Genomic DNA, 23,686 nt, shown 5'->3' on the forward strand with positions numbered 1-23,686 from the left:
ATCGGTGCCCATCGTTTCCACATCGTCATCCACAGCGCGCCGTCGCCGATTGGGACGAGACGCTCACTCGTCGTACGGTGTGAGGTAATGGTTGCGCAGAGTAGGCGAGCGGTACGTTTTTGGGCGCTGTGGACCCTGACGGTCCCGGCGTTCGCTGTTGTCGTGCTGGTCGACCTGGCCGCGATCGGGTATGCCGTACAGGCGTTCACGGACTTGCCGAGCTGGCACGGGCTCGACGTGGTCCTCGCGCTGACCGCCTCCGCGCTGATCGCGGTCGAAGGCGCCCGCCGGGTGGAGAGCCGGCGGCGCCGCGGCGGCGCGCTGCACAAGGACCTCGCGCCTGCCTGGATGATCGCGGCCGCCGTCGTGCTGCATCCCGCGCTGGCCATCCTGGTCGCCCTGCTGCTCCGGATCTGGTGGCGGATCCGGGCCGGCAAGTGCATCCCCTACCGGTGGGCCTTCTCCACCGCCGTCCACGTGCTCGCGGTCGGCGCCGCGCACACCGTCTTCACCGCCGTGAACGACGTGACCGGCAACGGCGGCCTCGGCCTGGTCGTCGCGATGGTCGCGGCGTCGCTGGCGTACGTCGTGACCGACACCGTGCTGTGTGGTCTGGCGATCTCGCTGATCCTGCCCGGCAGCAGCTGGCGCGAGGCGTTCGGTGGGACCGACGACCTGTGCACCGACGCGACCGCGGCCACGTTCGGCTGCCTGCTCGCGGCCGCTTGCCTGATCAGTCCGTGGTTCGCGTTCGTGGCGATCCCGATCACGCTGACGGCACAGCGCGCTCTGCTGCTCACGCAGCTCGAGTCCGAGGTGCAGACCGATCCGAAGACGAGCCTGACCCGGGTCGACTGGTGGCGGCGGCGGACCGAGGAGATGCTGCGGACCGCGCGGAACCAGAGTGAGCCGATGGCCGTGCTGCTGATCGACATCGACCACTTCAAGCAGGTCAACGACCGGCACGGTCACCTGGTCGGCGACGAGGCGCTGCGGGCGGTCGCGACCATCCTGCGCAGCGCGATCCGGGCGAAGGACGTGATCGGCCGGTTCGGCGGCGAGGAGTTCGTGATCGCGCTGCCGGACACCGGGCTCGACGACGCGACGGTGACCGCGGACCGGCTCCGCAACGCGGTCGCGGCCAGCCCGCTGGCGGCGATGTGCGCCGGCGTCCTGGACGACCCGGACCTCGACCCGGACACGTTCCACCTGACCGTGTCGATCGGCGTCGCCGTCTACCCGACCGACGGCATCGCCGTCGACGAGCTGCTGCTGCGCGCCGATCGGGCGATGTACGCCGCCAAGGCCGCCGGCCGCAACCGCGTCCGCCTGGCCGCCGACGTCGTACACCCGCCGCAGCCGATCCCGCACCCGGCCGTCCCGTTCGACCGTGCCACCGTCCGCGTGCCGGGCGCCACCGTGCCGGGCGGCGCCGTGCCGGGGGCCGCCGTCCGCGTTCCGGGTGCCGCCGTCCCGGGTGCCGCCGTCCGCGTGCCGGGGGCCGCCGCCGTCCCGGGTCCCGCCGTTGCAGGCGCCGGTGGGGCCACCGGCCTTGCGGGCATCGGCGTTCCGGCGGACCGCGAGGACGTGTCCGCCGACCGTCCGGTCACCAGCGGGGCGGCGGCGCCGACCGAACGGACCTGATCGCCGGCAGAACCTTTCGGCCACCCACGGCGTCCTGTGTGTGACGGCTGCAGGACGGAGAGGGTATGGCGGGTCCGGGAAGTCGTGACGACGACTTCACCGCGTTTGTGCTGGCCAGGTCCGCGCGATTGGTGCACTTCGCGCGGATGCTCTGCGGCGACGCCGAGCTCGCGGAGGATCTGGTCCAGACGGCGTTGGAGAAGGCCTACCTGCGCTGGGACCGGATCGAGCTCGCCGACCCGTTCGGCTACGTCCGGCAGGCGGTGGTGAACCAGCACCTGTCCTGGGTACGCCGTCGTCCGTGGCGCGAGCGGCCGAGCGGTGACGCCGCCGAGCTGGACCAGCACCTCGGCGCGGTCGTCGCCGACCCGGCCGGTGCGGTGGCCCGCCGGGTCGCGATCGGTGCAGCCCTGGCGGCGCTGACCCGGCGCGAGCGCGCGGTCGTCGTCCTGCGGTACGTCGAGGACCTCACCGAGAAGCAGACGGCAGCCGTGCTCGGGATCGCGGTCGGCACGGTGAAGAGCGCGAACGCCCGGGCCCTGGAGAAGCTGCGCACGGCTCCCGAGCTCAGCGGCCGGTACGTAGGAGAACGAGCATGAACGACGAGCGGGGAACTCCCGAGGACGACCTCCGGGCCGCGCTGGCACCGGACGACACCATCGCACCACTCGACCCGGCCCGGGTGATCGCGGGCGCGCGCCGCCGCCGGAAGGTCCGCGGTCTCGCGTCGGCGGCGGTCGCGTCGGTCGCCGTCATCGGCATCGCCGCCGGCGGTCTCCTCGCCACCGACCGGGACCTCGGCAACGCACCCCAACCGGCCGGCCCCGGCGTGACCTCACCGGCCGGCCCTGGCGTGCCCCTCTCTTCCCCGTCGCCCGAGCCGCCGCGTACGTCGGAGCCGTCGATGAGACCCAGTATGGCGCCGAGCCCGACCGGCTCGCCGCAGTCCGCGGTCACCGCAGGCGAGTCGGCCGTCCCCCAGGGAGAACCGTCCGGCCCGCTAGGAGAACCGTCCGGCTCGCAGGGAAGCGGGACAACGCCGAACTTGTCCGATTGTCTGCAATCCGCGGCCACGGCCGGCGACCCGACTCCCGGGCCGGCGGCCAAGCTGCGCGGATCGTTGGCCGGCCGGCTGATCGTCGTGGCCGACAGCAACTACTGGACGGCCTGTGACAACACCTTCCGGCCGAGCCCATCGGCTCGCAGGCCGGCCAAGCTGCGGAAGCCGGGTCTGCAGGACGACGACGCGTTCGCGGTCGCGGGCAACGCCGTCCAGACGCCGGCCGGTCTGCGCGACTTCTTCTGGGCCGCCGGCATGCTGCCCGACGGCGTCGCGACCGTACGGTACGGCTTCGCCGACGGTGCCGTCGTGGACGCCGAGGTGAGCAACGGGTTCTGGATGATGCGGCACGTCTCGACCGCGCCGGCCGGCGCACCCACGCCGGCGAACCGGATCCGGGTCCAGTTGCTCTCGCCGAGTGACGCCGTACTGAAGGAGTTCCGGCTGGACTGGGGGACGCAGACCTGCGCCCAGATCAGCCACGGCTGCTGAGCAGAACCTTTCCGGCCGTCACCGGCGTCCTTCAGCCCGACCGAACCGAACGAAAGGGTGTGGAGGGCAACGATGATCGAACAGGACCGGAAACGGCGGATCGCCAGGACAGTGGTGATCGGGCTCGCGGTGGCGGCGGTGGCCGGCGTCGCGATCGCCGGTACGGCGGCCGCCCGGAGCGGGCAGTCGGCGGCGGACACCGCGGCCGCCGGTGGACCGGACACTCCGTCCGCGATGCCGAGCCCGTCGATCCTGGCCACCCCGTCACCGGGTCCGGCGGACCCGGCGACACCGCAGCAGACCCCGTCCGCGGTACCAGAGCCGAGCCTGTCACCGTCGGCGGTGCCGAGCCTGTCGCCGTCCGCAGCGGTGCCGAGTCTGTCGCCGTCCGCGGCGGTGCCGAGTCTGTCGCCGTCCGCGGCGCCCGGGCCGGTCACCGGGCCGGAAGGCGTCAGCAGCAAGCCCGCGATCCCGCCGAGGCCGGCCGAGAAGGCGCCGCCGGCGAACCCGGTCGCCGCCTGCAAGACCTGGCTGAAGCAGGTCGCGGACGAGCGCGGCGAACCCGCGCCAGGACCCGCCGCCAAGGTCGTCGCCCGCCTCGACGGCCGGCCGGGCACCGTCCTGGTCCTTGCCGACGGCAAGTACTGGGCCGGCTGCGACACCGCGTTCGCCCGGAACGGCAGTGAGGGCTCGATCCGGCAGCCGGGCAAGATCGCGCAGCCGGCACCCCGGGACATCAATGCGTTCGCGGTGGCGGGCAACCTGATCCCGATCAAGGGCAAGCAGTACGAGTACTACTGGGCCGCCGGCCGGCTCCCGGCCGGGGTCGCGAAGATCTCGTACACCTTCCCCGACGGGAAGACCACGAAGGCGGTTGTCAAGGGCAACTACTGGTTGATGCAGCACCAGACCGCGACGCCGTGGAAGGAGGGCTCGGCGCCCGGGCCGCGGATCAAGGTCACGCTGTCCGGCGCGAACGGCCAGACCCTGCGGACGTTCTCCCTGGTCTGGGGCGAGCACACCTGCGCCCAGATCAGCCACGGCTGCTGATCGACGCGAACCGCCAGGCCATCACAATCGCCGCCCGGCGCGCCCCGCACGCGGGCGCGCGCCGATCCGGCGGGGATTGTGATGGCCTGGGCGTTCAGCAGGCGGCGAACGTCCCGGCGGCGACGTACGCCTTCGCGACGTACATGCCGGGGTGGACGCGCAGCCAGACGTTGCTGGTGCCCTGCGAGCCGGTGACGCTCGAGCCGGTCGTCTGGCACTCGACCGTCACCTGGGCGGACTTGCCGGCCATCCCGACGACCGCGCCGGACGAGTTCGGCGAGTTCCGCACGTTCAGGTAGCCGGACGTGATCGACACCGTGCCGCGGCCGCCGTCACCGGTCCACAGATACGTCACGTCGACCCAGGCGTTGTTCGTCAGCCCGAGCCCGTCCCAGAACGTCCCGTCCGCGAGGTCGATCCCGGCCGGGTTGGCGACGGTCCGGCCGAACTGGTCCTTCCCGCCGTTGTAGCCGTTCTGGTACGCCGCCTGCGCCTCCGGCCGGCCCTGCGGCAGGTCCTTCCACATCTCCCGGGTGGCGCTCGGGTTCCAGTAGTCGTCCTTGGTGTTCCACGGGCCGACGTCCCACACCGGCTCGAACGCGCACCGGGACGCCGTACACACCTTGACCGAGTAGGTGCCGGTGCCCTTGGCGGACAGCCCTCGGCGGGACGGCAGGGCGACGAAGTGGTCGCGGTTCACGATCACGTGCCCGTTGGCCGTCGTACCTCCGACGAGGCCTTCACGGGTGGCGAAGACCCGGGACTTCAACGGCGCGGCCTGGACGCTCATGCGGCTCGGGTCGGCCTGGTCGGTCGGCTGCACCTGCACGTCGCCGACCCACGGGACGCCACCGGCCGGTGGGGCGCTGACGATGATGCGCAGTTGGACCTGGTCGCTCGGGCCGGGCAGCGCGGTCGGCGTACCGGCCTTGGCGGGGGTCCACTCGGTCCACTTGTCCTTGACCCAGGCCCGTACGTCGACCTCCGCCGACGAACCGTCCGGCGTACCGGTGGTGTAGCCGACGACGACGGCCGACGTGGGTGCGTCGAACCGGACCGGGACGAGCTCGGCCAGGCCGGAGCGCTGCTTGATCTCGCTCGAGCCGACCGCGGCCGGGGCGTCACCGAGGACGATCCGGCTGCCCTCGACCTTGACGTTGCTCGATCCGGCGACGGGTTGGGCCGCGACCTGGACCGGATCGGTCGGTGCGGCGGTGCTCTGCACGGTGGTGTGCAAGGTCGTGGTGAAGATCGCGAGCGTCGCGGCCAGACAGGCCGTGAGCTGAGCGCGGCGGGTGGTACGCATGGGCGGAGACCTCCGGGGCGGTGAAGGTGTGCTGCGTGATTCACCCAATGTGACAAATCAACCGGGCCTCTGTATAGCCCGTGAATAAATTTCTTCGAAGGAGTTGGTGTACGGACAGAACCGGATCGGTCACCCAGCGGGTCTGGACCCGTGTGACACAGGCAGAGGAGATTCGATGACCGGGACCGCGGACGCCGACTTCGAGCGCTTCGTGTTGGCGCAGTCGACCCCCTTGCTCCGCTTCGCGGAGATGCTGTGCGGCGATCGGCACACGGCCGAGGACCTGGTGCAGCAGGCGTTGATGCGGTCCTATCCGAAATGGCACCGGCTGGACGGTGACCCGCTGCGCTACGTACGCCGGGTCCTGGTCAACCGGTTCCTCTCCCAGGCCCGCCGGCGCTGGAACAACGAGGTTCCCAGCGACCCGGTGAGCAACGACTGGGACCAGCGAGCGGTGGCGGACTTCGCCGGCGAGGTCCAGACCAGGGAGGCCGTGCTCTCGGCGCTCTCCGGTCTGACCGTGCGGGAGAGAGCCGTGGTCGCGCTGCGCTACTCGCAGGATCTCTCCGAGGCCGAGACCGCCGAGTTGCTGGGCATGGCCCCCGGGACCGTGAAGAGCACGGCCGCCCGGGCGCTGGCCAAGCTGCGGCTGGCACCCGACCTGATCGATTCCGGAGTTGGAGGACACTGATGAGTGACGAGCAGCGGGTACGCACCGCACTCGAGTACGACCTGGAGCCCTGGCAGCCGGACGCCGCCGACCTGATGCGTCGCGGCCGTCGGCTGGCCTGGCTCCGCCGTGGACTGGCCGCGGCGGGCGTCACCGCCTTGGCCGGAACCGTTGCGACGGTGTCCGCCGCGGTCGGCGGTCCGTCCGCCGCCAGAAGCCTGCTGGCCGGCGACGGCAAGCCGCCGGTCCCCTCGGTGCTGCCGGCCGACACCCCGACGCCGTCGGTCGACCCGAGCTGCCTGCCGACGTTGCCGAGGGCAACTGTGTCGGTGCACCAGACGATCGACCCGAACAACCCGCCGACGCCGGCCGTGCCCTCGGTCCCGGGCAGACCCGGGAAGCCCACGCTGCCCGGGGTGCCGTCCGGCAAGCCGTCGATCCCGACGGTCACCCCGTCGATTCCTGGCAAGCCGGGGATCCCGACCGCTGCGCCGTCCTTGCCCTCCAAGCCGACGCTGCCCTCCAAGCCCACGCTTTCTGGCAAGCCGACACTGCCTGCCAAGCCCACGCTGCCTTCCAAGCCCACGCTTCCTGGTAAGCCGGGGCTTCCGTCCGGCAAACCGTCGCTTCCTGGCAAGCCGGGTCTTCCGACCGCCTCGCCGTCCAAGCCGACGCTGACTGGCAAGCCCACGCTGCCTGCCAAGCCCACGCTGCCGGTCCAGCCCACACTGCCCACCAAGCCGGGTCTCCCGTCCGGGAAGCCGTCGCTGCCGTCCGTCGAGCCCACGCTGCCGTCGGTGCCGACCGCGCTGCCCTCGGTGGCGGTTCCGAGTGCGAAACCCGGGCTCCCGTCGGCCAAGCCGGTCCCCACGCTGCCCGACTGCGTGTACGGCGTACCGACCGCGATGCCGTCGGTGCCGGGACCGAAGCCGACCGTGCCCGCCGAGCCGTCGCTGCCGGTTCCCACCAAGAAGCCGCCGAAGCCGGCCGTCCCCACCGTGACGGCCTCCGCCGGGGCCAAGGTCACCGTCGACCCCGGTAAGCAGCCGACACTGCCGACGGCCAAGCCGACCCTCCCGACGGCCAAGCCGTCCGTCCCGAGGCCGACCCTCCCCAAGGGGACCCCGAGCCTCCCGACCACGTTCCCCACCGGCAACCCCTCCTCAAGCCGGTGAGGACCTGAGGTCGTCGCGACGACCTCGTCACCGGCGGGTAGGCGGTCTGCGAGTCCTGCCTACTCGCCGGTGACCCCATCCGTGAGTTCGCGGACGACGTCCAGCTGGCCGGCGTGCCGCGCGTACTCCTGGAACACGTGAAAGAGAATCCAGTTCACCGTCGGCCGTTCCTCGCCGAACCGGCCGCCGGCCGCCGCGCGGGTGGCGGGATCCACCCCCGTCACCAGACGACGGGTGGTCTCGCCACCGTCGTGCAACCGGGCGAGCAGTCCGGCGAGAGTCTCGTCGGGTCCGACCGACCACCTGCCGTCGGGGCTTCCGCCGGAGTCACCCCACGGCTCGTCCATCTGCTCCGCCGCGAAGCCCCAGTGGAGCCAGCGCCGTTCCATGTACACCAGGTGCTTGAGCAGCTCCAGCGGCGACCAGCCGGACGGCAGCCGGCTGGAGGTCAGCTGCTCCTCGGTCAGTCCGGTCAGCTTGCTCTCGATCACACCGCGGTAGTGGTCCAGGTAGCCGAGGTGCAGCGCGATCGTGTCGCCCTCGTCGATCGAGGGCACGGTCATCGCAGGCTCCGGAGGAACTCGCCGGTGGCCTCGTCGGCCGGGTAGAACGACTCGATCATCAACTCCGAGACGGTGACGTCGAGCGGCGTACCGAACGTCGCGATCGTGGTCAGCAGCGAGAGGTCGCGTCCCTCGTGCCGCAGGTTCAGCGGTACGACGACCTCGGTCGGGCCGGGGTGGACCGGCTTGTCGCCGGCGGCGTACTCCCGGAGTTCGTCGTACAGGTCCTGCAGCTCGGGGTCCGCCGTACTGGCGACCTGGCGTTGCAGGCTGGTGAGCGCGGCCGCGCGGACCTCGGCGAGGTTGGTGATCCGGCCGGCCAGGCCGTCCGGGTGCAGGGTCAGCCGGAGCGCGTTGACCGGTGCCTTGAGCAACTGTTCGTCGACGCCGGTGGTGAAGAGCCCGATGCCGGCGTTGGCCTCGACGATGTTCCACCAGCGGTCGATCACGAGCGCCGGGTACGGCTCGTGCGCCTTGAGCAGGCGGCGCAGCGTGGTCCGGATCGCGAGCATCGACGGCGAGTGCAGGGACGCCTCGCTGTAGATCGGTGCGTAGCCGCCTGCGAGCAAGAGCTGGTTGCGGTCCCGCAGGGGTACGTCGAGGTGCTCGGCCAGCCGTAGCACCATCTCCCGGCTCGGCTTCGACCGGCCGGTCTCCACGAAGCTCACGTGCCGGGTGGACACCTCGACCCGGTTCGCCAGCTCGAGCTGACTCAGCCGACGGAGCTCCCGCCATCCGCGCAGGAGCTCACCCACCGGACGCTGGAACGTCTCCTCGATCGTCGCTGCCATGGTCCGACCGTAACCGCTCGGGTGGTCGCCGCGATTACCTCCGGCGTCATCGACCGGAGGCGTCGGCCGGCGGCAGGGTTCTGGTCATCCGAACATCCGAGGAGGAACCATGAACGCCAGCACGCTCGCCGACCAGTACTTCGCCCTGTGGAACGAGACCGACGCCGACCGCCGGACCGAGCTGATCGAGCAGAACTGGACCGCCGACGCGACCTTCGTCGACCCGAGCTTCGAGGTCACCGGCCGCGACGACCTGAACAAGCTGATCGGCGCCGCCCAGCAGATGTTCCCCGGTCTCGCCTTCCACCGCATCGGCGAGATCGACGAGCACCACACCTTCCTGCGCTGGACCTGGCACCTGAAGGCCGACGGCCAGGACCCGGTCGCCGGCGGCACCGACATCGTCGTCCTCGACGGCGACCGCATCAGCCAACTCATCGGCTTTCACGACTTCGCCCCGGCCCACTAGGCGATGGCGTCGAGCAGGCGGGCGCAGCGGACGGGTCCTCGGTGAGGCCGACGGACAGGCCCCAGAGCCAGTAGTCGACGGTGCGGTAGGCGACCCAGTCGTGCGCGCGGTCGCGGTCGAGGGCGGCTTCGTGGACGGCGAGGTCGAAGTAGCCGACGATGTCGGTCATCTCGTCGAGGCGAGTCCACAGGATCCGGGCGAGGTCGTACTCGATGTCGCCGCGGAGCAGGACCGGGTCGACCGTCAGCCAGGGTTCGCGCGTGCCCGCGAGCACCTGGTCGGAGTGCAGGTCGCCGTCGACGGCCAGGTCGGCGGTGGGCTCGGTCAACGCGGGCGCCACGGCCAGCGCCGCACGGAGGATGCCGACGTCGAAGGGGCGATCCAGTCGCTCCCACTCACGCTCCAACCCGGCCGACCGCTCCGCCACCACGTCAGCGGTCGACAGCGCGTCCTCCGGTGGCGGTACGGCGAGCCGTCGCATCAACTGCCCGAGTACGGCGACCGCCTCGTCGACCGGCCTGGTCGTCAACGGCGTCGACAACCGCTCCAGCAGCATCGCGCCGGCGTCGACGTCGGCGTCGTACAGCAGCACCATCCCGCGCCCGTCCCAGAACCGCAGCGCCCGCACCTGCTCCTCGACCTCACGCCCCGGCGGCGACATCCGCAGTACCCGATCACCCACCGGCACCACGATCGCGTTCGACCCGAACGCCACCGGCCCGCTCACCGTCAACCCCCACACCCCACACTGCCTCTCCACCGCCCGAGGCAACCCCGCCAGCCACTCCGCCCCCTCCCCCCACCACCGAGGCATCCCCAAGAACCCATCCGGCACCTCGATCATCCGGCCAAGGTAGCCCGGGGCAGATCCCGCTGCCCCGAAGCCAGGTCTGTCCGGGGAGCGGACGGCGGATCATGATGTGGGCATGGGCGGAGATGCGTTGCGGTTCGATACCGGTATTTCGCGGCAGGTGGAGGCGGTGTACACGGCACCGGACGTGGTGGAGCAGCGGCGGATCGTGCGGATGGCGTTGGCGTTGCGGCCGGGGGACCGGGTGCTGGACGTCGGGGTCGGGCCGGGACTGCTGGCGGCGGAGATGGCGCCGGAGGTCGGGCCGGGCGGGCGGATCTGCGGGATCGACGTCAGCGAGAGCATGCTGGCGATCGCGAGTGCCCGGGCCGACGTCCCGGGCGGCCCGGGGATCGAGCTCGAGCTCGCGTCGGCCACGAGCCTGCCGTACCCGGCCGAGAGCTTCGACGTGGTCGTCTCCACTCAGGTCTTCGAGTACGTCGACGACGTGATCGGCGCGCTCCAGGAGGTACGCCGGGTGCTCCGCCCGGCCGGCCGCGTCGTGCTGCTGGACACCGACTGGGACTCGGTGGTGTGGCGGTCGAGTGACGACGAGCGGATGCGGCGGGTGCTGTCCGCGTTCGAGGAGCACCTGGCCGATCCGCATCTGCCCCGCACGCTGGCCGACGTACTGGACAAGTCCGGTTTCACGCTCACCCACCTGCAGGTGGTGCCGATGCTCAACGCCGGGTACGGCGACCACATGCTGAGCGCCGGCCTGATCGACATCATCTCCGAGTTCGTGCCCGGTCGACGCGGCGTCTCCGAGGACGCGGCGCGGGCGTGGGCCGACGATCTCCGGGCGCTGGGGAAGAGCTACTTCTTCAGCCTCAACCGCTACCTGTTCGTCGCGTCGGCGCTCTGACCGTTCGTCGCCGTACGCCGTCCGTAGCCGTGAAGACCGTGCGTCACCGGAGGGGTCCGAACTCGGCGGGCGCACCCTGGGATACGCCCGCCGGGGCCGGTCGTTCTCCCGCCCCTCAGTGGGAGAACTCGCGGCTCGGTGAACACCACCCATGCCCGAATGGCACTGACCGAACCGCGGGACCACCTACTGGTACCCCATGCGCCGGCGGTTCATACCTCCCGGCACGCGGAATCCCGGCGATCTTCACATTCCTCGAACCCGGGCGGACGTGGTCGGCGACCCCGGCCGCGCCTACGCTGGACGGCGGTTCCGCGCGCCGGGGGAGGCCGCGGACGTCAGGGGGAAGGACCACGGATGCTGTTCGACGACGAGTTGACCGACGACGACCTGGACGAACTGGAAGCCCTCGGCGCCGCCGAGGACGCGGACCTGATCGTCACCGCGGCCCTCGGGCAAGAAGATGCCTGAGGCAAGGATCGTCTGGCGGGGCAAGCAGCTGAACAAGCGGACCGCGGCGATGGTGGAGGCCGCGGAGAAGCTGTACCGGTCGAAGTTCGCGATCCTGCAGGGGTCGTACAACGCCGGCGGTGTGGCCGCGTCGGCCGGGACCCACGACGGCGGCGGCGCGGTCGACGTCGACGTCGCGTCGAAGAGCCCGGCGCAGCGGCGCGCGGTGGTGAAGGCGATGCGGCAGGTCGGGTTCGCGGCCTGGCTGCGGACGCCGGCCCAGGGCAACTGGCCGTACCACGTGCACGCGATCGCGATCGGCGACAAGGACCTGTCCCGGGGTGCGGCCAACCAGGTCGCGGAGTACCGGCGCAAGCGCAACGGGCTCGCCAACCGGGGCAAGGACGACGGGCCGCCCGGGTACTACGGGATGACGTGGGAGCTCTACCTCAAGGCGCACCCGCCGGCCCAGCCGGTGCCGGACGCCACCATCTCGCTCGGCGCGATGGCGCACGCCCGCACGCACGACGTGATGACCGGCGCGTGGGGTGCCGACCGCGCCCGGGTGATCGCATGGGCGGCGCACCCGAAGGTCGGCGCGATCACCAAGGCGGAGACCGTCCCGCCGAGGGGTGTGCCGTGGCACCTGCACTTCCAGCGGGTCATCCGCAAGGTGCAGCTGCACTTCGAGCTGGAGGTCACCGGGGTGTTCAACTCCGCCGTGGCCGCGGTGATGACGCGCTACGGCTACACGATCGTCGCCTGACGCGGTCCTCCACGCCATCACAATCGCGCCCGCCGCGGGCAGGTGAGCCTGCGCCCGCACGGATCCCGGTGATTGTGATGGCCTGGCGGTCCGCAGGAACGGGCAGGGCCCCACCGGTAGCAGCCGGTGGGGCCCTGGTGTCCACTACCGCCCGGGCATCCCCGGTGCAGCTGTGGAGGTGGAGAGCGGAACCGACGCCGATGCAGGGGTCAAGACGTCAGCTCCGCTTGCCTGTGTGGAGTTATCTCGTGTCGACCGCCCAGACGTGCGCCTGGTGGATCGCCGCCGGAGCGCCGACCGGGCCGAGGTGGTTCATCGTCGGTACGACGACGGCGCGGACCTCGGACCGCTTCACTTCCTCGAGCAGCGCGTGGAACGCCGCGGACTCGGCCGCGTCGCGCTCGGTGTACACCGTGGCGAGGGTGAACCCCTCGGCGCTGGCGAAGGCGGCGAGCGAGTTCGTCGCCGCGGCCAGCTCCTCCGCGCAGCTGAGCGCGTCGGCCCGCACGTACCCGAGAACGGTCGGCCTGGTCGTCATCGTCCTGGCTCCGCCATGCTGTCGCCACGGCTGTCCACCGGCACCGGCTCGCTCGTCACCCGCAGGGACGCGAACCGGCGCCGCATGGCTTCCTCGTACTGCGCCGCCTGCTCCGCGGCGGCGGTGTGGTCCGCGATCGGGTGAGCGCCGAACCAGACTCGCACGCGGCGGTGCGAGGCGGGGATTTCGAGCGTCTCGGTCATCAGCGGTCCTTCGGCGGTCTCGATCGGTGCACCGGACGGCTTTGTCCGCTGCTGTGAAAAGAACACAACAACCGCAGGCCCCTCCGGAACAGTTCCGAAAGGACCTTTACAGAGCCTTGACGCAGAGTAGGGAAACCCTACGAAAGCGCTGGTCAGGGCAGTCGCGGCGAACCGGTCCGGACCGGTTGAAATGTCCTGTCAAGAATGCTGGCAGGGATTTGCCAATAACGATTCGGTGTCACCGCTTTTTCGACCGGCACCGAAATATATGACGTCCTGCTAACCGTTTGCACTCACCTGCTTACCCACCGGTATCCGCAGGCCGCCGCTCGCCACCAGCACCCCGAGTACGGCGGCCGCCAACGGTACCGCGAGACCGGCACGGAACCCCTCGACGGTCAACTCGTCCGCGGCCGTCAGCACCGCGGCGACGACCGCCAGCCCGAGCGCGGACCCGAACTGGAACGACGTCGTCAGTACGCCGCTCGCCAGCCCCTGCTCGTCCTCGGCGACCCGCTCGGTCGCCGCGATCGTCAACGGCCCGTACGCCAGCGCGAAGGCGAGACCCAGCAGCAGGAAAGCGGGCAGCATGGCCGCGAACGTCGTACCCAGCGGGAGGAAGGCCGTGTAGGCGAGGACGGCGAGGACGAAGCCGCCGAACACGACCCGGCCGTTGCCGAAGCGGTTCACCAGCCACGGGGTGAGGGTCGGCGCCAGCACCGAGTCGATGCCGATCACCATCAGCGCCAGCCCGGTCTCCCACTCCGACCAGTGCCGCAACTCCTGCAGGTAGAGGACGGCGACGAACTGGAAGCCGACGAACGAACCGACCAGCAGGATCGCGCCGACGTTGGCCCGGATCAGCGCGGTGTTCCGCAGCAGGCCCAGCCGGACCAGCGGCGAGGCCACGCGCTGCTCGATCAGCACGAAGGCCGCCAGCAGGACCAGGCCGCCGGCGCCGGTCGTCAGGGTTTGCGTCGCGGAGACGTCCGGCGCCCGGACGACCGTCGCGACCAGCAGCAACATGGCACCGGTGAGCGCCAGGGCTCCGGTGAAATCGAACCCCTGGCGAGGGGTCGCGCTCGGAGCGTCCCGGGGGATCAGTGCGATCGCTCCGGCCAGGATCGCCGCCGACACGATCACCGGCGCGAAGAAGACCCAGCGCCAGTCGATCGCGGTCAGCAGTCCGCCGGTAACCATGCCCAGCGAGAAGCCGCCGGCCGCCGTACCGGCGTACACCAGCAGGGCCCTGGTGCGCTGCGGGCCTTCGGGGTAGGTGGTGGTGATGATGGACAGGCCGGCCGGGGTCATGAAGGCCGCCGCGACACCGGTGACGAACCGGGCCAGGATCAGCACCCAGCCCTCGGTCGCGAACCCGCCGAGTCCGCTGAACACCAGGAAGACGGTCAGCCAGGTGACGAACATCCGGCGCCGGCCGAGCAGGTCCGCGGCCCGGCCGCCGAGCAGCACGAACCCGCCGTAGCTGAGGGCGTAGCCGCTGACGATCCACTGCAGTTCGCCGGTGGCCAGGCCGAGCTCGGCCCGGATGGACGGCAGTGCGACGCCCATCATCGAGATGTCGATGCCTTCGAGGAAGATCGCGCCGCAGAGCACGAACAGAACGGCCCACGAGCGGCCGGTCAGCCACTCCTGGGTGGCGGGTGATGCCACGAAAGACTCCTTCGATTCATGGTTACCTCTTGTAACTGACCCCATCATCGGGAACCATGAGGAGCTGTGGAAGAAGGCACTTCAAAGGAACCGGGTGACTCCTGCTGCACCGTGGACGCGTTCCAGTGGGACACCCGGGAGGACTGTGAGGTCCGGCAGATCCTGGACCGGATCGGCGACAAGTGGTCCCTGCTGGTGATCGCGCTGCTGGACACCCGGTGCATGCGGTTCACCGAGCTGAGGAAGACGATCGACGGGATCAGCCAGCGGATGCTGACAGTGACGCTTCGGCAGCTCGAGCGCGACGGTCTGGTCAAGCGGACCGTCCATCCGGTCGTGCCACCACGCGTCGACTACGAGCTCACCCCACTCGGCGTCACCCTGCACGCCACCATCCAGCCGCTGGTCACCTGGACGGAGACCCACCAGTCCGAGATCGCCGCCGCCCGCGCGAGGTACGACGCGTCGGCGGTGTCCTCGTGAAACTCGCCGGATGACCGGGTACGGCGACCAGCGTCAGAGCACCCGCGAGCACGGCGAACGCCGCGAGCGCGTTGAGGGTGAAGGGTAGATCGAGGAGCACGGTGACCGCGGGGGCCGCCAGTGCGCCGACGAGGAGGGCGAGCGAGTCGGCGGCGAAGAACAGCGCACCGACGCGGCCGAGCATCCCGGCCGGAGCGGTGCGCTGGATCGCGGTCTCGGCGGTGATCAGCAGGATGCTGCCGGGGAGCCCGACCATCGCCGCGGCGGCGATCGCCCAGGGGACGTTCGGTGCGTTGAAGAGGGCGAAGTACGCCCCGGCGGTCAGCAGTTGGGTCACCACGAGGACGTCCCGGATCCCCAGCCAGGTCAGGGCTTTCTTGCTCAGCGCGGCGCCGATCAGGTAGCCCGCACCGAGCCCGGAGATGAGGTAGCCGAGCACGTACCCGGGGGCGTGTAGACGCTCGACGGTGAACGGGACGAGCAGGGCGGTCAGACCGGCGTTCGCGGTGAGGAAGACCGTTTGGCCGAGCAGGATCCCGCGCAGGGTTCGGTGGCCGGCAACGTACCGGAATCCGGCGAGCGGGTGCTCCGCGCTGTCGGCCGATGGGTTGCCTGCTCGCTCGGCGGTCGCGTGGCGGCGGGTGTGGACCGTGGAAATGGTTGCCGCCGACAACAGGTAGCTGACGATGTCGACGGCGAGCACGAACTCGATTCCCGGGCCGGCGAGCAGGAGTGCACCGAGTGGCGGTGCGGCCAGCCGGCTCGTGCTGCCGGTGAAGGCGTTGAGAGCGTTGGCCGCGGCCAGCTCGTCGCCGGTGCCGACGACCGCGGGGAGCAGTGCGCGGGCGGCCGGGCGGAAGACGGTGGTGGCGGTGCTCTCGATCAGGATCGCCAGGTAGATGGGCCAGATCCGGTCCGCGTCGGCGAACACGATCAGCGCGACCGCGGCCGCGCTGACGAGGTCGGCGATGCACAACGCGCGGACCAGGTCGCAGCGATCGAGCAGGACGCCGGCCCAGGGTCCGATCAGCAAGGCGGGCAGAGCCTCCAGCGCGAGGGCCAGGCCGGTCGCGACCGCGGATCCGGTCAGCGTGAAGACGTGGAAGGGGATCGCGACGATCAGCAGCCAGGACCCGATCCCGGAGACGGCGTTGCTGATCCACAGTCGGCGGAAGTCGCGGTTCCTCACGCCGCGGACGCTATCTTGCTGAGACAGATCTAGGCAAGAGTGTTCTGTGGGAATAAGATGTCCTGGTGGAACTGGGCGAAGTACTCCGCGATCGGCGCAAGGCGGCCGGCCGGACGATCGCGTCGGTCGCGGTCGACGCCGGCCTGTCCGTCCCCTACATCGCCAACCTGGAGAACGGGCGCGGCAACCCGACCGTCTCCGCGCTGGACCGGCTCGCGACCGCACTCGGTGCCCGCCTGGAGCTCGGCATCGCCGACGAACCGTCGCCGCACCCGCCGTCGGCCGGCGCGGAGCTGCTGACCGCTTCCCCGCGATCGTCCGAGGTGGTCGCCGTCCTCGCCGACCGTCAGTCCCGGCCGCGGGCCGCGGTCCGCAGGCACCTCGTCGAGACCTTGGACGCGCTGGGCGTGGTCCTCGGCCGGCCGCCGGTGGTCGCCGACCTGGACCGGCTGCTGGATCTGCTGTTGCTGGCTGAAAATCGGTCGAGTGGTGCCGGGCGGGGACCGTAGGGTCCGGAGCATGGAGATCGGGGCGCGGATCGCGCGGGCGCAGTTGACCGGACTGAGCAGGTCGCGGCGGCCGGTGGTCGCCGGGCCGTTGGCGGGGATGCTGCACGAGCGCGACGACGCCTGGTACATGTCGACGATGGTCGCCGCCGAACCAGGCCGGCCGTTCGATCCGGACGCCGTACCGGGTGCCCTGGTCGCGGTCCGGAAGGCGTTCGCCGACCGGGGCCGATGGTTGAGTGCCGAGCTGATCGACGAGGCCAACCCGGGCCTGGCCGAGGCCCTCGAGGCGCAGGGCATGACGATCGTTTCCCGCCCGCCGCTGCTGGTGGTTGAGCCGGACGGCCTGCGCGTCCCGGAGCTCCCGGCCGGCGTCACCGCCCACTTCGTCACCACCGACGAGGAGCAGGCGGAAGCCAACGCGGTGTCGGCGGACGCCTTCGAGATCGAGGGTGGCGCGAACTTCGCGCGACACGCTGATCCGGTCGACGGCGGCTGCGTTCTCGTTCGCGTCGACAGCGTACCCGCGGCCAGTGCGTCCTGGACGGCGGTGGCGGACGCGGTCACCGAGGTCGCCGGGGTCGGCACGATCCGCACGCATCGCCGTCGCGGGCTCGGCTCGATCGCGACGGCGTACGCGACCCAGCAGGCCTTCGAGCTCGCCGGCGCCACGCTCGCCTGGCTCACCCCGGGCGACGACGGCGCCGACCGGATCTACCGCGGCCTCGGCTACGCGCCGAGGGCGACCGCCGTCCACCTGGGCGACCCGGGCGGTCACCTCGCCGACCTGCGCTGACAACACGTCGGCGGTCGTAGCAGCGCAGTTGCTTCGGGGCGCTGAGAAGTTTCTTGGGCGGTCTGTCGATCGGATGCGATCCCGTTCGACCTGAGGGCGTGGCGCGGACAGCGCCGACGAACGCACTCACCTTGGAGAACCATCATGACCGCCACCGCAACCACACCGACCGTCGAACGCGCCCCGACCAGCACCCGGACCCTGCTCGGTGCGCTCGCCCTGACCGGGCCGCTGTGGGCCACCGTGTCGCTCGTCCAGGCCGCGACCCGCGACGGGTTCGACCTGACCCGGCACCCGCTCAGCATGCTCGCCACCGGCTCGCTCGGGTGGCTCCAGATCACCAACTTCGTCGTCGCCGGCCTGCTGGCCGTCGCCGGTGCCCGCGGCCTGGCGCGGGCCCTCCCCAGCCGCTGGGCGCCGCGCCTCGTCACGACGTACGGCGTCGGCTACATCCTGGCCGGCGTGTTCACGATGGACCCCGGCGGCGGCTTCCCGGCCGGTACGCCGACGGACACCCCGGCGACCTTCAGCTGGCACGCCGGTCTGCACCTGCTCGCCGGAACGGTCGCCTTCATCGCGCTGAGCGCCGTACTGGTCGTCCTCGGCCGTCACCTGCTCCGGCGGGGCGAGCGGCGCTGGGCCGTCGCCGCCTTCGCCGGGGCGGCCGCCGTCCCGGTCGTGGACGTCGCTTCGATGGCCGGCGTCGGCGCGGGCTCACTGGTCCTTGCCATCGGCATCCTCTCGGCCATGCTGCTGCTCTCCGCGATCGCCGCGAAGCTCCGCAGCGCCCTCTGACCCTTCACACTGCACCCCAAGGAGAAAAGTCATCATGAAGTTCGCACTCGTCTACCAGTACGACCCGACCACCGACGGCCCCACCGAGGCGGAGATCCCCGAGTGGGTCAGCGTCGACCAGCAGATCAAGGACGCCGGCGTCTACGTGTACGCCGAGGGCTTCCACGCGGTCGGTGCCGGCCGCACGCTGACCCGCCGCGATGGTGAGGTGGTGGTCGAGGACGGCGTCGCCGCGCGGTCCGGGCCGGTCGTGGCCGGGTTCATCGTCGTCGACGTCGCGGACATGGACGCGGCGCTGGCGTGGGCCGAGAAGGTCCCGACGGCCCGGTACGGCAGCGTCGACGTCCGGCCCGTCGTCGAGTGGAACGGCTGACGGCGCGCCGTCGGCGAGTCCGAGGAGGAGTCCGATGAAGTACATGCTGATCATGCGGGAGACTGGCGAGAAGCCGGCCGACGCCCCGGAGCCGTCGTTCGAGGAGTGGGTCGAGGCGATGGGCCGCTTCAACGGCGAGCTGATCTCGGCCGGCGTCCTGATCGCGGCCGAGGGACTGGACGACCCGGACCAGGGCGTCGTGGTGGACTACGGCTCCCAGCCGCCGATCGTCACCGACGGCCCGTACGGCGAGACGAAGGAACTGTTCGGCGGTTACTGGATCCTCGACGTACCGACCATCGACGACGCCGTCGAGTGGGCGAAGCGGGTACCGCTGACCGGGCCGGGGACCAGGGCCGAGATCCGCCGGATCACCAGCATGGACGACATCCCGGCCGGCAACGAGTGGACCGAGAAGGAACGCGACTGGCGGGAGGCGACGGGCCAGCTGTGACGGAGGCGTCGAGCGGCCGGCGGGCCGTGGAAGCGGTGTGGCGGATCGAGTCGGCCCGGATCGTCGGGGCGCTCGCCCGCTACACCGGCGACTTCGCCCTCGCCGAGGACCTCGCCCAGGAAGCGCTCGCGGAAGCCCTGGTGGCGTGGCCCCGCGACGGCATCCCCCGGGAGCCGGCCAACTGGCTGCTCACGGTGGGACGCCGTCGCGCCATCGACACCTTCCGCCGCAAGACCGCGCTCCGCGAGCGGTACGCCGAGTTGTCCCGCGACCTGTTGGAGGGAGACATGACCGCAGGAGGTATCCACGGCGCCCGGCCGGACACCGGGGACCTGCTGTGGGATCCGGACCGGATCGACGACGACGTGCTCGCCCAGTTCTTCATGACCTGCCACCCGGTGCTGTCCCGCGAGGCCGGCATCCCACTCACCCTGAGGGCGCTCGGCGGCCTGACCAGTGACGAGATCGCCCGGGCCTTCCTGGTCCCGACCGCGACCGTGCAGGCCCGGATCACCCGCGCCAAGAAGACGCTGGCGGCGGCCGGGGTGCGGTTCGAGCTGCCGTCCCCGGAGGACCGGCGGGCCCGGCTGCCCGCCGTACTCAACTCGATCTACGTCATCTTCAGTGAGGGCTCGTCCGCGAGCACCGGGCCGGAGCGGATCCGGACCGATTTGGCCGGCGAGGGGATCAGGCTGGCACGGGTCCTCGCCCGGCTGGTTCCCGACGAGCCCGAGGCGCAGGGTCTGCTGGCCCTGCTGGAGCTCACCGCGGCCCGGTTCCCGGCGCGGGTCGACGAGAACGGCGACGTCGTACTGCTGGAGAACCAGAACCGGCGCCGCTGGGACCGCGACGCGATCCGGCGCGGCCGGGCGGCGCTCGCCCGGGCCGAGAGCTTCGGCCGTGGGCTCGGTGCCTACGGGTTGCAGGCCGCCATCGCCGAGTGCCATGCGGTCGCACCGGACGTGGACAGCACGGACTGGGCGCGCATCGTTGCGCTCTACGAGGCGCTCGGAAGGCTCGCGCCGTCCCCGATCGTCGACCTCAATCGCGCGGTGGCGGTGACGATGGCCGACGACGCCGCTGCGGGGCTGGCGATCGTCGACGAGCTCATCGCCGCCGGTGCGCTGTCCGGGTCACATCTCCTGCCGGGCACCCGCGCCGAGATCCTGATCCGGCTCGGCCGCCCGGCTGACGCCGCCGCAGACCTGCGGCGTGCCCTGGAACTGTGCGCCAACGAGCCCGAACGCCGCCTGCTCCAACGCAAGCTGGACAGCCTGACCTGACGTGGGTCACTCGCGCCGGTAGATCGACAGGGTGATGCCACCGTCGAACGATCGGGTGTCGGTCAGTCGCAGTGACTGCGGCACGCCGTCCGGGAACAGCCGGCGTCCCGCACCGACCACGGTCGGGTAGACGAACAGCCGGTACTCGTCGACGAGGCCCGCCGAGATCAGTCCGTGCGCAAGGGTGATGCTGCCGGTGCAGACGATGTCTGTGCCCGGCTCCTCCTTGATCCGGCGGACGGCGTCCAGGTCGGGCAGGATCGTGGTCGGCTCCCAGCCCGGATCCCGGAGCGTGGTCGAGACGACGTACTTGTGCACCTGGTTCAGGTACGCCGTGACGCCGGTCGTGTCGTCCTGCTGCAGCGGCCAGAAGCCGCGCATCTCCTCGAACGTGACCCGGCCGGTGAGGAACCCGTCCGCCCGGGCCGCCTGCTCGGTCAGCACGTCGAGCAGGTCCTGCCCGCCGCCGCCCGGGTCGAACCAGTCGCCCGCCTCGACGACGCCGTCCACGGTGATGTTCTGGGTGACGATCAAATCTCGCATCAGCTCTCCTCTGCTCGTAGATCCCAGCTGGTACGTCGGAGCCGACCGCCACCCGTCGACGTCAGCGGACGGTGAAGCCCGCCTTCCGGAAGGCGTCGGCCAGCGACGTCTCGTCCATCGGAGTCTCGGCCTGCGACCCACCGCGGCCACCGCGGCCGTCCCCACGACCGCCCTGGCCGCCGACCCCCCGGCCACCCCGTCCGCCCTGACCGCCCGGGCCTCCCGATCCGCCCGATCCGCCCGGCCCACGGCCCTGACCGCCCGACCCGCGCCCTTGCCCACCGGGCCCGCGACCTTGGCCGCCCTGACCAGACCCGCGACCTTGACCACCTTGGCCGCCTTGACCACCTTGGCCGCCGGGTCCACGGCCGCCCTGGCCGCCCGCCGTACGGGATCCGCCCGCCGTCCGGGAGCCGCCCGTCGTACGGGAGCCGCCCGCCGTCCGGGAGCCGCGGTCGCCCGGACGTCCGCCGCCCGCGCCGGGCTCGTCGTCGAGGCGCAGCGTCAGCGAGATCCGCTTGCGCGGGATGTCGACCTCGAGCACCTTCACCTGGACGATGTCGCCGGGCTTGACCACCTCGCGCGGGTCCTTGACGAAGTTCTTCGACAGTGCCGACACGTGCGCCAGCCCGTCCTGGTGGACACCGATGTCGATGAAGGCGCCGAACGCGGCCACGTTGGTGACCTGGCCCTCCAGCCGCATCCCCGGCTTCAGGTCGGCGATCTTGTCCACACCCTCGGCGAACACCGCCGTCTTGAACGCCGGCCGCGGGTCGCGCCCCGGCTTCTCCAGCTCGGCCAGGATGTCGGTGACCGTCGGCAGGCCGAACATGTCGTCGACGAAGTCGGCCGCGTTCAGCTTCTTCAGGTCGGCGGACCCGATCAGCGACTTCACGTCCCGGCCGGTCGCGTCGAGGATCCGGCGGACGACGGGATAGGACTCCGGGTGCACGCTGGACGCGTCCAGCGGGTCCGCGCCGTCGGGGATCCGGAGGAACCCGGCCGCCTGCTCGAACGCCTTCGGCCCGAGCCGTGCCACCTCCTTCAGCGCCGACCGGCTCGTGAACGGCCCGTGGGTGTCGCGGTGCAGCACGATGTTGTCGGCCAGGCCGGGGGTGATGCCGGAGACGCGCGTGAGCAGCGGCGCGGACGCCGTGTTCAGGTCGACGCCGACCGCGTTCACACAGTCCTCGACGACGGCGTCGAGGGAGCGAGACAGCGCGTTCTCCGCGAGGTCGTGCTGGTACTGGCCGACGCCGATCGACTTCGGGTCGATCTTCACCAGCTCGGCCAGCGGGTCCTGCAGCCGGCGGGCGATCGAGACCGCGCCACGCAGTGAGACGTCCATCCCGGGCAGCTCCTGGGAGGCGAACGCGGACGCCGAGTACACCGACGCGCCGGCCTCGGAGACGACCGCCTTGGTCAGCGTCAGCTCCGGGTGCTTCGCGATCAGTTCGGCGGCCAGCTTGTCGGTCTCGCGCGACGCCGTACCGTTGCCGATGGCAATCAGCTCGACGTTGTGCGCGGCCGCGAGCGCGGCCAGGGTGGCGATCGACTTGTCCCACTGGTTCTGCGGGACGTGCGGGTAGATGACGCCGGTGTCGACGACCTTGCCGGTGGCGTCCACGACGGCGACCTTCACGCCGGTCCGGAAGCCCGGGTCCAGGCCCATCGTCGCCCGGGTGCCGGCCGGCGCGGCCAGCAGCAGGTCGCGCAGGTTGGCCGCGAACACCCGGATCGCCTCGTCCTCGGCGATCTGGCGCAACCGCATCCTGAGGTCGATGCCGAGGTGCACCAGGATCTTCGTCCGCCACGCCCAGCGGACGGTCTCGACCAGCCACTTGTCCGCCGGGCGGCCCTGGTTCTCGATGCCGTTCTGGCGGGCGATGGTGGTCTCGTACTCCGTCGGGCCGTCGGGCTCCACGCCGGCCGGGAGCGGCTCGACGGTCAGCGTGAGCACGTCCTCCTTCTCGCCGCGGAACATCGCCAGGATCCGGTGCGACGGCATCTTCGTGAACGGCTCGTCGAAGTCGAAGTAGTCCGAGAACTTGGCCCCCTCGGTCTCCTTGCCCTCGCGGACGGCCGACGCCAGCCGGCCCTGCGTCCAGAGCCGCTCGCGCAACTCGCCGATCAGGTCGGCGTCCTCGGCGAACCGCTCGACCAGGATCGCCCGCGCACCGTCCAGCGCGGCTTGCGGATCGGCCACCCCGGCTTCGGGATTCACGAACACGGCCGCGGCCGCGAACGGCTCCACGTCGGGGTCGGCGAGCAGGCCGTCGGCGAGCGGCTCCAGCCCGGCCTCGCGCGCGATCATCGCCTTGGTCCGCCGTTTGGGCTTGAACGGCAGGTAGATGTCCTCGAGCCGCGACTTGGTGTCGGCGGCAAGGATCGCGGCCTTCAGCGCGTCGTCGAGCTTGCCCTGGCTCTCGATCGACTCGAGCACTGTCCGCCGGCGTTCCTCCAGCTCCCGCAGGTACCGCAGGCGTTCCTCGATCGTGCGCAGCTGCGCGTCGTCGAGCATCCCGGTGACCTCTTTGCGGTACCGCGCGATGAACGGGACCGTCGACCCTTCGTCGAGCAGCGTGACCGCTGCCCGCACCTGGCTCTCACCGACCTCCAGCTCGCTGGCGATCCGCTGCTCGACCGACTGCACCACCACGTCCGATTCCCCTCTACCGACAACGATCCACGGGCGGCCCGC

The 23,686-nt window shown here is 71.3% G+C and carries 26 protein-coding genes; 16 read left to right on the forward strand and 10 right to left on the reverse strand.

Annotation, left to right across the window (positions count from 1 at the left end):
• The first annotated feature begins 162 nt into the window (after positions 1-162).
• From ACQPYZ_RS01925 to ACQPYZ_RS01940, 4 genes are all read left to right on the forward strand, one after another.
• Positions 163-1,644, forward strand: coding sequence for a diguanylate cyclase (locus ACQPYZ_RS01925; protein ID WP_433164594.1), 1,482 nt, complete (start codon positions 163-165; stop codon positions 1,642-1,644).
• A gap of 65 nt (positions 1,645-1,709) precedes the next feature.
• Positions 1,710-2,243: a SigE family RNA polymerase sigma factor gene (locus ACQPYZ_RS01930; RefSeq protein ID WP_433164596.1), complete on the forward strand. Its 534-nt coding sequence runs from the start codon at positions 1,710-1,712 to the stop codon at positions 2,241-2,243.
• On the forward strand, positions 2,240-3,196 hold the full coding sequence (locus ACQPYZ_RS01935) for a hypothetical protein (RefSeq protein WP_433164598.1): 957 nt from the start codon (positions 2,240-2,242) through the stop codon (positions 3,194-3,196). Before ACQPYZ_RS01930 ends, ACQPYZ_RS01935 begins: the two co-directional genes overlap by 4 nt.
• A gap of 72 nt (positions 3,197-3,268) precedes the next feature.
• Positions 3,269-4,246: a hypothetical protein gene (locus ACQPYZ_RS01940; protein WP_433164600.1), complete on the forward strand. Its 978-nt coding sequence runs from the start codon at positions 3,269-3,271 to the stop codon at positions 4,244-4,246.
• A gap of 94 nt (positions 4,247-4,340) precedes the next feature.
• On the opposite strand, the gene ACQPYZ_RS01945 is transcribed toward ACQPYZ_RS01940, so the two are convergent.
• Entirely contained in the window at positions 4,341-5,552 is a 1,212-nt protein-coding gene (locus ACQPYZ_RS01945; RefSeq protein WP_433164602.1) for a hypothetical protein, read from the reverse strand.
• A 175-nt stretch (positions 5,553-5,727) separates the two neighbouring features.
• On the opposite strand from ACQPYZ_RS01945, the gene ACQPYZ_RS01950 reads away from it, so the two are divergent.
• Both ACQPYZ_RS01950 and ACQPYZ_RS01955 read left to right on the forward strand, forming a co-directional pair.
• Positions 5,728-6,243 carry a SigE family RNA polymerase sigma factor gene (locus ACQPYZ_RS01950; protein ID WP_433164604.1) on the forward strand — a complete coding sequence of 172 codons (516 nt, stop codon included), beginning with the start codon at positions 5,728-5,730 and terminating at the stop codon, positions 6,241-6,243.
• Positions 6,243-7,397, forward strand: coding sequence for a hypothetical protein (locus tag ACQPYZ_RS01955; protein WP_433164606.1), 1,155 nt, complete (start codon positions 6,243-6,245; stop codon positions 7,395-7,397). Before ACQPYZ_RS01950 ends, ACQPYZ_RS01955 begins: the two co-directional genes overlap by 1 nt.
• 59 nt (positions 7,398-7,456) lie before the next feature.
• Here the strand turns inward: ACQPYZ_RS01955 and ACQPYZ_RS01960 are convergent, their stop codons facing one another.
• Positions 7,457-7,960 carry a DinB family protein gene (locus ACQPYZ_RS01960; RefSeq protein ID WP_433164608.1) on the reverse strand — a complete coding sequence of 168 codons (504 nt, stop codon included), beginning with the start codon at positions 7,958-7,960 and terminating at the stop codon, positions 7,457-7,459.
• Entirely contained in the window at positions 7,957-8,751 is a 795-nt protein-coding gene (locus tag ACQPYZ_RS01965) for a helix-turn-helix domain-containing protein (RefSeq protein ID WP_433164610.1), read from the reverse strand. Before ACQPYZ_RS01965 ends, ACQPYZ_RS01960 begins: the two co-directional genes overlap by 4 nt.
• Positions 8,752-8,860: 109 nt before the next feature.
• Between ACQPYZ_RS01965 and ACQPYZ_RS01970 the strand changes: the two genes are divergently transcribed.
• Positions 8,861-9,220: a nuclear transport factor 2 family protein gene (locus ACQPYZ_RS01970; protein ID WP_433164612.1), complete on the forward strand. Its 360-nt coding sequence runs from the start codon at positions 8,861-8,863 to the stop codon at positions 9,218-9,220.
• Here ACQPYZ_RS01970 and ACQPYZ_RS01975 read toward each other — a convergent pair.
• Positions 9,186-9,947 carry an aminoglycoside phosphotransferase family protein gene (locus tag ACQPYZ_RS01975; protein ID WP_433164614.1) on the reverse strand — a complete coding sequence of 254 codons (762 nt, stop codon included), beginning with the start codon at positions 9,945-9,947 and terminating at the stop codon, positions 9,186-9,188. The genes ACQPYZ_RS01970 and ACQPYZ_RS01975 overlap by 35 nt on opposite strands.
• Before the next feature lie 199 nt (positions 9,948-10,146).
• Here ACQPYZ_RS01975 and ACQPYZ_RS01980 point away from each other — a divergent pair, with 199 nt between their 5' ends.
• A complete protein-coding gene (locus ACQPYZ_RS01980) occupies positions 10,147-10,935 on the forward strand; it encodes a methyltransferase domain-containing protein (RefSeq protein ID WP_433164616.1) in 789 nt (262 codons plus the stop codon).
• A 463-nt stretch (positions 10,936-11,398) separates the two neighbouring features.
• Positions 11,399-12,151 carry a hypothetical protein gene (locus ACQPYZ_RS01985; RefSeq protein WP_433164617.1) on the forward strand — a complete coding sequence of 251 codons (753 nt, stop codon included), beginning with the start codon at positions 11,399-11,401 and terminating at the stop codon, positions 12,149-12,151.
• A 241-nt stretch (positions 12,152-12,392) separates the two neighbouring features.
• Here the strand turns inward: ACQPYZ_RS01985 and ACQPYZ_RS01990 are convergent, their stop codons facing one another.
• The 3 genes from ACQPYZ_RS01990 to ACQPYZ_RS02000 form a co-directional block, all read right to left on the reverse strand.
• Positions 12,393-12,689: a hypothetical protein gene (locus tag ACQPYZ_RS01990; RefSeq protein WP_433164619.1), complete on the reverse strand. Its 297-nt coding sequence runs from the start codon at positions 12,687-12,689 to the stop codon at positions 12,393-12,395.
• The gene (locus ACQPYZ_RS01995) at positions 12,686-12,892 is read right to left on the reverse strand and encodes a hypothetical protein (RefSeq protein ID WP_433164620.1); all 207 of its coding nucleotides are present in this window, start codon (positions 12,890-12,892) and stop codon (positions 12,686-12,688) included. The genes ACQPYZ_RS01990 and ACQPYZ_RS01995 overlap by 4 nt, the downstream gene beginning before the upstream one ends.
• A 279-nt stretch (positions 12,893-13,171) precedes the next feature.
• Complete coding sequence (locus tag ACQPYZ_RS02000; protein WP_433164622.1) at positions 13,172-14,563, reverse strand: MFS transporter; 1,392 nt, start codon at positions 14,561-14,563, stop codon at positions 13,172-13,174.
• A gap of 111 nt (positions 14,564-14,674) precedes the next feature.
• Here ACQPYZ_RS02000 and ACQPYZ_RS02005 point away from each other — a divergent pair, with 111 nt between their 5' ends.
• Complete coding sequence (locus tag ACQPYZ_RS02005) at positions 14,675-15,046, forward strand: winged helix-turn-helix transcriptional regulator (RefSeq protein WP_433164624.1); 372 nt, start codon at positions 14,675-14,677, stop codon at positions 15,044-15,046.
• Here the strand turns inward: ACQPYZ_RS02005 and ACQPYZ_RS02010 are convergent.
• Positions 14,970-16,235 carry an MFS transporter gene (locus tag ACQPYZ_RS02010; RefSeq protein ID WP_433164626.1) on the reverse strand — a complete coding sequence of 422 codons (1,266 nt, stop codon included), beginning with the start codon at positions 16,233-16,235 and terminating at the stop codon, positions 14,970-14,972. The two genes, ACQPYZ_RS02005 and ACQPYZ_RS02010, sit on opposite strands and share 77 nt — an antisense overlap.
• 65 nt (positions 16,236-16,300) lie before the next feature.
• On the opposite strand from ACQPYZ_RS02010, the gene ACQPYZ_RS02015 reads away from it, so the two are divergent.
• The 6 genes from ACQPYZ_RS02015 (at position 16,301) to ACQPYZ_RS02040 (ending at position 20,442) form a co-directional block, all read left to right on the forward strand.
• Positions 16,301-16,744, forward strand: coding sequence for a helix-turn-helix domain-containing protein (locus ACQPYZ_RS02015; RefSeq protein ID WP_433164627.1), 444 nt, complete (start codon positions 16,301-16,303; stop codon positions 16,742-16,744).
• Positions 16,745-16,754: 10 nt separating this feature from the next.
• Complete coding sequence (locus ACQPYZ_RS02020) at positions 16,755-17,537, forward strand: GNAT family N-acetyltransferase (RefSeq protein ID WP_433164629.1); 783 nt, start codon at positions 16,755-16,757, stop codon at positions 17,535-17,537.
• Between the two features lie 144 nt (positions 17,538-17,681).
• Positions 17,682-18,332: a DUF998 domain-containing protein gene (locus tag ACQPYZ_RS02025; protein ID WP_433164631.1), complete on the forward strand. Its 651-nt coding sequence runs from the start codon at positions 17,682-17,684 to the stop codon at positions 18,330-18,332.
• Between the two features lie 34 nt (positions 18,333-18,366).
• The gene (locus ACQPYZ_RS02030; protein WP_433164632.1) at positions 18,367-18,705 is read left to right on the forward strand and encodes a YciI family protein; all 339 of its coding nucleotides are present in this window, start codon (positions 18,367-18,369) and stop codon (positions 18,703-18,705) included.
• 34 nt (positions 18,706-18,739) lie between these two features.
• Positions 18,740-19,159: a YciI family protein gene (locus tag ACQPYZ_RS02035; RefSeq protein ID WP_433164634.1), complete on the forward strand. Its 420-nt coding sequence runs from the start codon at positions 18,740-18,742 to the stop codon at positions 19,157-19,159.
• Positions 19,156-20,442, forward strand: coding sequence for an RNA polymerase sigma factor (locus ACQPYZ_RS02040; RefSeq protein WP_433164636.1), 1,287 nt, complete (start codon positions 19,156-19,158; stop codon positions 20,440-20,442). The genes ACQPYZ_RS02035 and ACQPYZ_RS02040 overlap by 4 nt, the downstream gene beginning before the upstream one ends.
• Positions 20,443-20,448: 6 nt before the next feature.
• Here the strand turns inward: ACQPYZ_RS02040 and ACQPYZ_RS02045 are convergent, their stop codons facing one another.
• Both ACQPYZ_RS02045 and ACQPYZ_RS02050 read right to left on the reverse strand, forming a co-directional pair.
• Positions 20,449-20,985, reverse strand: coding sequence for a dihydrofolate reductase family protein (locus tag ACQPYZ_RS02045; RefSeq protein WP_433164637.1), 537 nt, complete (start codon positions 20,983-20,985; stop codon positions 20,449-20,451).
• A gap of 61 nt (positions 20,986-21,046) precedes the next feature.
• Positions 21,047-23,644 carry a Tex family protein gene (locus ACQPYZ_RS02050; RefSeq protein WP_433164639.1) on the reverse strand — a complete coding sequence of 866 codons (2,598 nt, stop codon included), beginning with the start codon at positions 23,642-23,644 and terminating at the stop codon, positions 21,047-21,049.
• Between the last annotated feature and the right edge of the window lie 42 nt (positions 23,645-23,686).

The sequence above is a fragment of the Kribbella sp. CA-247076 genome, assembly GCF_050942445.1.
GTDB lineage: Bacteria > Actinomycetota > Actinomycetes > Propionibacteriales > Kribbellaceae > Kribbella.